Below are 11,950 nucleotides of genomic sequence, written 5' to 3'. Positions count from 1 at the left end.
GTGTCACCTAAGTTCAGGCCTAGCTCGACTTGAACAGTGGACTCGGAGGCATTCGACAGCGTCACTTTGAAGTTCGCCGTATCCCCCTCATTGATGGTGCCAGCATCTGAAATTGTCACGCTTGGACGGTCATCATCCGGATCAGAGCCTGGACCCGTGCCGTCGTCCACTATCGTTGCCGTTCCCGTATCGCTGCCTTGCACTGCGCCAATGCCAGTCACCGTCACGCTGAAATCTTCTGGACCTTCATAAACAGCATCATCAATGGAAGCGATACGCACATCAAACTCGGTTTGCCCCGCTGGCACCGTTACTACGCCATCGTTTGGCACTGCAACCCAACCGGAGCCTGTGTTGTATTCCAAGGTACCTAAGTCACCGGTTTCGGTATCGCCCAAGTTCAGGCCTAGCTCGACTTGAACAGTGGACTCGGAGGCATTCGACAACGTCACTTTGAAGTTGGCTGTCTCACCCTCATTGATGGTGCCAGCATCTGAAATAGTCACATTCGGGCGGTCATCATCCGGATCGGGGCCTGGCCCAGTGCCATCGTCCACGATCGTCGCCGTCCCCGTATCGCTGCCTTGTACTGCGCCAATGCCGGTTACTGTCACACTGAAATCTTCAGGGCCTTCGTAAACGGCGTCATCAACAGAAGCGATGCGCACATCAAACTCAGTTTGCCCTGCTGGCACCGTTACTACGCCATCGTTTGGCACTGCAACCCAACCACTTCCCGTGTTGTATTCTAGGGTGCCTAAGTCTCCAACTTCGGTGTCACCTAAGTTCAGGCCTAGCTCGACTTGAACAGTGGACTCGGAGGCATTCGACAGCGTCACTTTGAAGTTCGCTGTCTCACCCTCATTAACCGTACCTGCATCACTCATCGTTACCGCTGGGCGATCATCATCAGGATTTGAGCCAGGTCCACTACCATCATCTAAAATAGTGGCAGTCCCAGTAACAGGTGTGCTTTGTTCTTCTGTCGTGCCAGAGAGCGTAAACGTTTCTGGGCCTTCAAATACAGAGTCGTCAATAGAGTCTATAGAGACCGTAAAGTCACTTTCACCCGGTGGGATCGAAATGGTAAAGGTTCCGCTTTCACCGACTGAAACTTCTTCTGTTGTACCATCAGAAAATGTTATGAGGACACGCTCATTGACGTAGTCACTCCCGTTCTCGTCAGCTGAGCCGCCTGTTGCGGTTCCATCAAGGAGAGAAAGAATGACATCAGTGTTGTCTTCAGTTGTTTGACTTAGAGTAATATCGAATACAACTTGGTCACCTTCGTTGATAGTCGGACTAGATATTTCTTGAACTAAGATAGTCGGTGGTACAGGGCCATTAATTACTCTGAAAAGATCCAACAAAGATAGTGCTTGAGTTGTAGATAGTCCGATTCCATCAATACCGACGGTCTCAAAATTCGTACTAGCCAACAATTCAGCGCCAGTACGATCTATTGCACCAGTATTTTGGGGGCTAGAACCACTTTCCTCACCTGCAGCTGGCTCAAAATCCTCACCAAGAGCAGTAGGGTCTTCTCCACTAGCGATAGCCTCGATTAGCGCAGTGACATCATCAGTAACGTTAATTGAACTACCTTGCGGTGTTACCTGTTGTACAATTAATTCTGATGTATCAGAAACTTCCTCAATAATTAATTCACCAGGCTGAGGTAGCTGACCACTTTCAAGACTTCTCAGGTTCCCATCAAGCCCTATAACCACGACATTGCTCATCAATGAACTTAACGCTACTCGATCCATGCTCTTCATCCTTGTATTAGTTTAATTAAAGGCTTGTTACTGCACTAAACACGTCTATAGTTTAGACAAAATATGAATTTTTCGTTTTATTCCAAGAGGATTTAGTTTTTTGAGAGTAATAAGGAAAATAACCGAAGAATTTGCCTTCATTTAAACCAGTTTCCGCTATGCTCTTAAGATAAAAAGGTTTTCTACGAAAAAATCGACCACTTACCAAGCAAGCTTTGCCTCGTATGCTAGAGTTTAGAGAGTAAGATTGTTGTTTTTTATTGAATTAAACATTTAAACATCAACAAGTTGATAATACGCACTAAGAAAATTCATTGTTTGTAACTTCTCGTCTCAAATATGAAACAGAATAAGAGCGACATGATTTTAGGAGAACTAACGTGAGATGGAATCGAGTACATATAGCCTGCTGTTGCTTAATAGTGTCTTCACCAGTTTTCGGTCAAACTCTAGAGCAAGCGGTTGCACAGACGCTACAAAATAACCCCGATATTAAGAGTGCATTTAACGAGTTTATGAGCCAGAAGTACATAAATGAAGCTTCATCAGGTGCTTACCTCCCCTCTGTTGATCTAGATGCTGGAATTGGATATGAAGGATTAGACCCGTCAGATGAAGTTGGTCGAGGAGACACGGATTACACTCGAAAGGAAGCTTCAGTGACACTGACCCAACTAATATGGGATGGTAGCGCTACATTAAATGATATTGATCGAACCGCAGCTGATGCTGAATCTGTTAGATTTCAACTCTTAGCAGATGCTTCAGATAAGGCACTTGAAGTGACTAAAGTGTACTTGGACGCTGTTAAAGCGTATGAAGTCCTAAAGCTTTCAGAAAACAACCTTGCTGTTCATAAAGATATTTACGATGACATTAAAAAACGAGTCAACTCGGGTATCGGCTCTACTGCTGACTTGACGCAGGTAGAAGCACGTTTGGCAAAAGCACACGGAAACTTAGCTGCTGCTCAAAATAACCTGTATGACTCTCACACGATGTTCACTCGTTTAGTCGGTCAAACACCACAAGGGTTAATCTTTCCGAGAGCGGACCAAAACTTTATCCCGTACACGGTTGATGAAGCGGTAGGCTTGGCATTTGAACTTCATCCCGTTATTCAAGTGGCGCTCGCAGACGTAGACTCGGCTAAGTTTCAATACAAACAGTCTAAAGGTGTTAATTACCCAACCATTTCAATTGAAGCTTCGCAAACATGGCGTGACGACGCTGATGGTTTAAAAGGTCGAAGTGATGAGACACTTGCCATGCTGCGTCTACGCTACAACCTATTCAATGGTGGCAGTGATGCAGCGAACTCAGAAAACTTTGCCTACCAGCTAAATAAAGCAAAAGACTTGCGTGAAGGTGCCTATCGCAATGTTGAAGAAGGGTTAAGGCTTTCTTGGAGTGCGCTTGATTTAACATTACAACAAAAAGAGTTTCTATCAGATCATGTAGACTCTGCGTCTGAAACCGTAATTGCTTACGAGAAGCAATATCGCATCGGTAAACGAACACTGCTTGATCTATTGAACACTGAAAACGAGCTCTTTGAGGCGCGTAAAGACTACTTAGATTCTAAATACGCAGAGCAGTACGCCAAATATCGAGTGATGAACGCAACTGGGCAACTGTTGAGTGCATTAAGGGTTGAAATGCCTAAAGAATGGCTAGAAGAAGTGGAGTATTAATTATGAAACACATAGCTTTTATTACACTCTCATTAATGCTCTCCGCATGCAGTTCATCAGATCGTGGTGATGAATATGATTACATAGATACCCCAATTGCCGATCAGTGGGCTGATCATATAGATGATGACTCTGACGGAGTCATTAACGAGCGAGATTTGTGCCCGGGTACACCTTTGGGTGCCGAAATAGACAACGACGGTTGCGGTTCGTACGTTGACTCCTCACAAGAAATGCAAATTCGAGTACTATTTGCGAACGATTCCGATGTGATCAACCCTATCTTTACGCAACAAATTCTTGAACTATCCGACTTTTTGAAAGAGTACCCGAACACGTCTATAGAGATTCAAGGTTATGCTAGTCGCACTGGTACTGCAGAACATAATCTTGACTTATCTAAGCGCCGCGCTGAAAACGTTAGAAAAGAGCTCATGAAGAACGGCATTAGTGGAGATAGAGTTACCATTGTCGGCTATGGAGACACAGTACTTGCGACACAAGGTACAGACCAAGTTAGTCACGCATTGAACCGTCGAGTAACCGCAACAGTGATTGGCCACAAGGGTGAAGTGAAGAAAGAATGGACCGTTTTCACAACACTTCCAAAAAGCTAGCACAACAATAAACAGACCGTAAAAATAAAAGGTCTAGCAAATTGCTAGACCTTTTTGATTTTAAATTTGACTACAGTTTAGCGCTACTACATGTCTTTGTACTGAGCTTCTAAACTCGCAATTAAGCTTTGAGTCACATCATCAACACTTGCACCGTCAAAATGGATGTCCAATGTCGAGCTCCCTTTTGTAATACTCAGGTTTGCCTCAGATCCCCCGTCTGGTGCCACTTCTACATGATACTCTCCGACATCACCAGTATGATCACCTGATTGAAGATCATTAAGAAGCTCTCCAATTTCATCTTTAGATAAGTCGTCAAACAGATCTGAGAAGTCTAGAGCGTCTTCATTTTTATTGAAGTCAGTGACAGTATCAACATCGTTAGTGACTTCACTCCACTTAAAGATGTCGGCCCCTTCTGACCCTGTTAAAGTATCACTACCTAAACCACCAATCAGAATATCATCCCCTTCACCGCCAACGAGTATGTCGTTGCCACCATGACCAAATAGTAAGTCATCACCAGCGCCGCCATATAAATTATCCGATTTATCTCCTTGGTGAGTTTGGTTGAATTCTTCCAAGTTATTTCTAACGTACTCATGTATATCTTCGCCGTCAACGGTAGACACATCCTGACCCGTTTGCTGCGCCACATGTGATTGAATCGCACTTAAGCCTTGTTCATTACCACCAAACTCAATTAAGTCACCTAACAAGATATCGTTACCTTCACCTCCTTGAATAGTGTCTGAACCTTGTTTGAGAGGTACATCTTGACCCAATATCGTTTCAGCAAGCTTAGTAACATCAATATCTGACTCTACCACACCATCAGTGTCATACTGCTTGAGTGTATGTTCATCAACGCCACTCCCAAGACCTATCGCTTCTATAGAGGACAATGCCGCTAGTACTTGATACATGTTTTGAGCTTGTGTCGAGCTATTCCCTTCATCGTAATAACGGATAGAGCCATAATATCTGTCGATATCGCCAAGGATTCTTCCTGTTAGCGGTGAATAAACCTTACCGTAACTATCTATAACGACATCACCTTTGTAGGTAACTGTTTGTCCGTATGAGTAATTGTTTTTACTCGCAATATCTTGCAGGGTAACAAGCTTGCCAGAATTATCGACGTCCAAAATCACTTTCGAGAATTCACTCGGTGCTACACCATAGAGGTATGTTGCTCTATTTGGTTGACCATCCGTAACAAAGTACGTGATATTTTGGCCATTAGGGTTAGGTTGACTGCTGAACCATTCAACGGCCGACTGTAAGCCCGCCTCATAGTTTGTGCCGCCAGAACCCTCATCATCAATTACACGATTCAACTCTTCTACAAACTCTTTTCTTGCTGTAAGAGAACTCAAGTCAACAGAAATCACCGCTGATGCACTTGAAGCAAATTCACTAAGGTGAATATTCACTGTCCCTGGCTTCTCTCCTTGATTTACCGCACTTAACAGCTCATCAAACACATCTAGCACTTCTTGCTTCGCAGTTCCTACCCAGTTACCCATGCTCCCTGAAGTGTCCAGAACAAATGCGATGTTGTAGTCCTGACCTGCAATGATCTCCAATCCTTGAACATCACCAACAATAATATCGTGATCGTCACTACCCGTTATCTGATCATTCCCATGCGATCCCGACTCCAACACATAGTCACGAGCTGTAAGCTCAACGGATTCAGTTGTTGAAGCTGCGTCATTATTTGATCCTTCAACAGACGTAGCAGTAACGCTTAGCGGGAACTCTAAGCTGCCTTCATAATCGAATGGCACTCTGATATCCAGGGAAAGCTTACCATCTGTACCAAGAGTGACAGGGTAATCTCCATTTGAATCTTGCTTAATTGCGACCCCATCAACATACACGTCAACACCGTCTGGTAGATCTTGTACAAGAGCAGTCTGCGCTAAATCCTCACTTCCATCGACATCAACTAGATCAACATCCACATCGACCGAAATCCAGCGATCTTGAAGCACTTCATAAGTGCCATCAGGTTTCAAATCAACAATTTTGTCTGCAAAAACAACGCGTTCAATTTCATATAAATGATCACCTCGGTCATCACTACCTGTATGATCGTTTACCGAATCGATAGAACGACTATCTAATAAAATCCAATATGGAACTTTACCTCCATGATCGTCTTTGAAGGTCATTTTGTAGTCATCAAAGTTCCCTGTTAAGTAGACTGTATCTTTACCATCATGCAGAGTAAGACTGGTCGCGTCATCACCATAAAACGTATCATTGTTACCACCGCCAACAAATACGTCATCGCCACCGCCACCATAGAATACATCGTTGAAATCTGTCCCAACAAACAAGCTGTCGGTGTCACTTAAGTCAGTATTGACTCCCAACACAACACCAGCGTGTGTATTAATTTTAGGTACTGCATTATCCAACCCAAGGTTGGCTGCGACAGCCTCATTTTCGGTATTGGTATTATTTATTGCCGATGTAGCTAAGTGATGGTTTGGATCAATAGCATCTCGTTTAACTAAGTCGCCAACATTGATCGTGATCGTAGGTGCATCTGCGATAGCAACAACATTGATATCAAGTGTATTTGTTACGCCAGTATTTGTGGTATAGCTAATTAATGGAACGTCACCTGACCAATGCTCAGCAGGTTCAAATATGTAACTACCATCTCGGTTTACTAGTAACGTACCACTAGTCAAAGAAACACTTTCGCCTACCTCGTAATCAGCACCATCGATAGTAAGATGATCTACCATCAGAATATTGTCGCCGTCAGAGTCATTAAGCAATACATTCCCTTGTAGAGTATTGTCTTCTATGGTTTCGCCCAAATCACTTTCCGTTTCCGTAGGTAAGTTCTCATGTACTACAACATTGATCGCCAAGTTAGATTCTGCTGAATCACCATTCGAGCTTTCTGTACTCGTTGCAGTCAAATTGATAGTGAAGTCATCATGGGAGCCCGCAGGTGGAGTCACAGTAAGTGCATCTAATGCCCAACTTGTCACGTCCAGTTCTTCATCAATAGTTGCGACAGTAATAGAACTATTTCCATCTGAAAGGATCGCACCTACAGGTAAGCCAGTTAGCGTGACTTTAAGTGATTCAGAGCCATCTGTATCATTTAAGCTTGCTTTAATTTCAGAGAGCGGTATCGCTGTATCTTGTAACCCTTCGTTCAGCTGGTATGTTTCGTAAAACGCAACACCATTAACTTCTTGTAGTTCAGACGTTCTGATATCAGTTGCTTCTAGTGCACTTTCATCACTAACTACGTAAAGACTACTATTGCTCAGGTTGACAGGCGCTTGTCCATTAATGGATACATCCACATTAAAGTTACCCGGACCACTTTGGTTATGGTGATAAATTTCAATTGGATAAAAGCCAGATACCGAAGGGGTAAAGCTAGCTCCCTTAATATCACCACTGTCGCTCCCCCAACGAGCTTGATCAAGTAACGTACCACCCAACTTGATTGCAAGGCTATCATCGGCTTGACCGACAAAGTCGTAACTCGAGCCAGCTTCGAGATAAACAAGAGATGTGACTAGAACGGCCTCATTTGCCAAGGTTGCATGAGTCCCTAAATCTTCCACATTTGCCCAACTCAATCGAGTACCATCGGCTTCATTAAGAGCGTTGATCGCTGAGATTAGAGTCTCTCCATTGACCCCCATACCATCACTAGAACCAACTTGAACATTACTCCATGTCGTAACGTTAAACTCTTGTTGAGGCAATGAGTTTAATGGCGTCACTGCAATTAAGTTCGGTTTGTCAGCTACAGGGTTCACGTCTATTGTCAGTGTCGACTCTTGACCAGAGCTCTGCCCATCTGTCGGTTTAAAACCAATTTGAGCGTAACTAGATTCCTGATCTCCGACTTGATTTCCGCCGAAGCTGTCACTGCCTGATTCATTTAATTCAGGTACAAAACGAACACCGTTTTCCTCAAAAAGCGATTTATCGAGGACTTGATCGATTTGTACAGACTGCCAATCGCCTTGCGAATCTCTGTACTCTAATGAGCCATCGCTAGGAAGCGTTGTAATTTGGACGGATAGATCTGATACATCAGAGTCCACATCGCTAATACCGAATGATGACCAATCAAGCATCACTTGAGTATCTTCATTCATCTCAACCACTGAAGGCGAAGATTCAGGAGCATCATTCACATTTACCAGAGAAACATTTACCTCGGCAGTATCAATCCCGCCAGTTCCATCGATAACCTCAACCTGAAGCGTATAATCGCCCAAGTCAACATCATCGATTGTCTTGTTCAATGAAATCTCTCCACTTGTCGGGTCGATATCAAAAATACCATTAGTGCTCGAGCCATCTGCAAAACGGTATACAAGCACGTCATTATCGTGATCTTCAGCAACGACCGTGCCGATAACGGCCCCAATCACCGTGTTTTCGTTAACTGACCCGAAGTCGTAAACATCATCATTTGGTTTGTCACCAGCACTATCGCCGCCAGAAATAAACTCTGGAGCGTGCTGAGCATCTATAATAGAGACTGTTGCTTCATTCGAGTCACTTGCAAGCGTCGAATCTGCACCAACCGTATCAATTAGAGTCACGGTTAGGTTTTCAAGATCTTCGTAAATACCATCATCGAGAGTTTTTATATCAATCGGCGCCAACGTTTTACCCGCTGGAATCGTGACTGTGTACGTACTTGGAGCAATATAATCTTTGTCATCAACATTCCCTCCGATTGTGAATGTTACCAGTACATCTTCATCTGCTTTTTGGTCAATGTTGACGATAAATTTTGCATCACTACCTTCATCAACTGAGGATTGATCTGAGCTAATAGTCACTTTCGGTGCACTTTGGGCATCAACGATCACAACACTTGCGCTGTTATTTGAAGCAATGCTCGCATCAGCGCCATCAACCTCTTTAATGGTTACTGTGAAAGATTCTGCGCCCTCATAAATACCATCGGTGACCGTCAGTAAGTCAAGAGCAGCTGAAGATTGACCCGCAGGAACTTCAACACTCAGAACGCCAACAAAATCTTTTCCATCTTGGGCCACGCCACTATATTCGACATGAACCGTAACACTCTCATCTGCAACTTTATCAAGTGTCAGCGTAAAGCCTGCCGTTTCACCTTCATTTACGCTATTTTGATCGGCACTAATACTAACTAAAGGTGCAGGATCAGAATCCACAATATTTGCGTTACCAGTTGCAATACCATTACTGGTGACACTACCGATTTCCGTAACCGTAAGACCAAAGCTCTCATCACCTTCATGGACATTATCTAGTTTGGTCGGGACTGCGACTTTAATTTCAGCGACACCTGGAGGTATAGTAACGTCTCCATTAGGCGCTATATCTAATGTTTGAGTTTGACCATGAGTATCCACATAGGTCACTACCATAGTGCCTAGATCAACATCTTCCGCAGTATAGCTATCATTTGTTGTTGACTTCAGATTGACGACAACGGCCTCTTGAACAGGGTTAGAGAGTAAAACGGTAAATATTGCGTCAGTTCCTTCAATGACATCGCCGGCATCTACTACGCTAAGTTTTGTACTGTCATTATCAAGAACTGTTGCCGTCCCCGTTTCACCGCCGATCTCAAGAACGATCGTTTCGCTGCTTTCCACAACCAAGTCATCAATAGTCGGAATCGATATTTCGAAGCTACTTATACCTGCAGGAACAATCAAGTAACCACCTAAGAAAACAACACCATTTGTATAGGTTGCATTTGATAGATTTACGTCATTCTTATCAACTGAAGAACCTTGAGCAAGCATATCAACTTGGTACTTAACGGCAGTGCTAGTGGTTTCATTTAGAACAACCGAGAACGTGACATTGTCACCCTCAGTCACGCTATCACCGACCACAGACAGGCTTGGCCCATTTTCAGCAATATTACCATCTAGCATTTCATTAACGATATTGACTGTAGATGGATCGCTAACGCCATTTTCAGAGTCGACTGCCACATATCCAAAGCTGTCTTCGGCAGGTACACCTTCTACATAACGTAACTCCCAGTTCCCTTCATTTTTCGTAGAAAAATCTAACTGAGTAATGACCGAACCTTCAGGAAGAGCTAGATCTTTCCCATAACCAACGCTTGTTTCTTGGAATAGCATGAAGTTGCCTTCAGGCTTCAAAAACTCGAACGTTTGAGTCTGTTGGACATTATTTGAATCTAAGTATGTAACCGTAATAAGTGCTGCGTTGTCATCACCGTAATCAAACAATCCACCTAATCCATCTAAGCCAAGGTTTACGCTGCCCACAGGATTATTAGACAAATCGATCGTAATCGTTTCACCTTTCTCAATACCCTGCCCATCATTGTCAGCGATACCATTGCCGATGTGTGACACCTGGCGGTTGTACTGCGCAAGCTCACCGCTATCAGAAGAAATGGTGATAGAAGCTCCATTTGCTAAATGCTCAGTACGGGAGTGTGATGGACCTCCGTCCTCACTTAGCCCCCAATTATTGAAATCTGTTGTAGACTCGGAACTATTTGGTGTATCTGGGCGATCCTTGATACCTAATAAGAAACCCACATTATCAGCTTCATAGTAAAGGCTGTCTTTGTCATAAAGCGTATCGCTTACTTCTTTAATTTCGTGCAACTCACCATCACTATCTTTAAAGAACAACGTACCTGAGGTTGGCAGTTCAGTAATTCGGACATGTAGATCGTTGCATTTTAAGTCGTCTTCAACATCCGCGATATGATCTTGAGAGTCACCGTGACCCAGAGGCTTCGTATCGGTATCAAACACAACGTGCGTAAGCTGATCATCGGCCACATGCGTAAAGTCTTCACTGTCAGGTTTGTCGTTTACTGGCGTGACATCGACGTTAACAATGGTGGATTCACTGACACCACCGGAGGTGACGATGTAGGTGAAGCTGTCTGCCCCGTGGAAGTTGTCGTTTGGCGTGTAAGTGACGCTGCCGTCCGGGTTGACCGAGACCGTGCCGTTGGCTGGACCGTTATTGCTATCGAGCGACACCACTTTGTCGTCGCCTTCGAACGTGTCGTTACCTAAAACCTTGATGATGGTTGGCGTATCTTCCACAACCGTCGCTTTATCTGCCACGATGTCCGCCACAGGCGCAACTGTGAAGTTCACCGTTTGGCTGACGCTTTCACCGCTTGGATCGGTAGCCGTAAAGGTCAATGCTTCTGAGCCGTTCCAGTCCGCGGTTGGAGTGAACGTAGCAATCCCATTGACGATCGCCACTTGAATGTTGCTGTTGCCGGACACTGAGAAGTTCAGTGCGGAGTCGCTGTCTTTAAATGCGTCGTTTAAATCAATCGTGTAGATCGTAAAATCTTCTGCTAACACTTGATCTGAAATCACATTGTCGACTGTTGGTGCATCGTTAACGCGATTCACAATCAAACTATCACTGTCGCTAACCGTTGGATTAACACCATCCGATACTGATGCGCTGATCGTTAGGTCTTTAAGGTTGAGTTCGTCGTTGTTAACCGCGTCAACACCCGCTTGAGTCAGTTTGACTTCATCGCCAACTAGCGCAAAGTAGCCGTTTGAGTTGTTTTCTAAAGAAACGGTTAATTGCTCTTCTGGCGTGTCGATATCAGCGACTTCCAACGTTGCCACTACCGTATCGGTATTCACTGCATCTTCAGTGATACTTTCTACAGCATCGACCTTGATCGTTGGCGCATCGTTTACTGGGTTAACGGTAACAGCTACTTTCGCTTGGTCAGTCAGCGAACCATCAGTGATGGTGTAAGTGATTTCGGCGTCACCATGGAAGTTCTCAGCCGGTGTGAAGACCAGTTTGCCATCAACGATCTCAACTG

The 11,950-nt window shown here is 44.2% G+C and carries 4 protein-coding genes; 2 read left to right on the top strand and 2 right to left on the bottom strand.

Translation table 11 applies throughout. The features are described from left to right. On the bottom strand, window positions 1-1,769 hold a 1,769-nt coding region (locus R7F64_RS23285; RefSeq protein ID WP_318072112.1), incomplete at its 3' end, for a Calx-beta domain-containing protein. A gap of 389 nt (window positions 1,770-2,158) precedes the next feature. On the opposite strand from R7F64_RS23285, the gene R7F64_RS23280 reads away from it, so the two are divergent. Further along, on the top strand, window positions 2,159-3,472 hold the full coding sequence (locus tag R7F64_RS23280; protein WP_021707835.1) for a TolC family outer membrane protein: 1,314 nt from the start codon (window positions 2,159-2,161) through the stop codon (window positions 3,470-3,472). A gap of 2 nt (window positions 3,473-3,474) precedes the next feature. Beyond that, entirely contained in the window at window positions 3,475-4,089 is a 615-nt protein-coding gene (locus R7F64_RS23275; RefSeq protein ID WP_005377363.1) for an OmpA family protein, read from the top strand. Between the two features lie 86 nt (window positions 4,090-4,175). Here R7F64_RS23275 and R7F64_RS23270 read toward each other — a convergent pair. Beyond that, window positions 4,176-11,950 (bottom strand): tandem-95 repeat protein (locus R7F64_RS23270; protein WP_318072111.1); only part of this gene is annotated, 7,775 nt, incomplete at its 5' end.

The sequence above is a fragment of the Vibrio sp. Vb1980 genome, assembly GCF_033338615.1.
GTDB classification, from domain to species: domain Bacteria; phylum Pseudomonadota; class Gammaproteobacteria; order Enterobacterales; family Vibrionaceae; genus Vibrio; species Vibrio alginolyticus.
This window is presented reverse-complemented; position numbering and strand designations above follow the sequence as displayed.

Bases quoted from the DNA above. Each gene is read 5' to 3' on its own strand.
- R7F64_RS23275 (WP_005377363.1), top strand. From the start codon at position 3,475: ATGAAACACATAGCTTTTATTACACTCTCATTAATGCTCTCCGCATGC.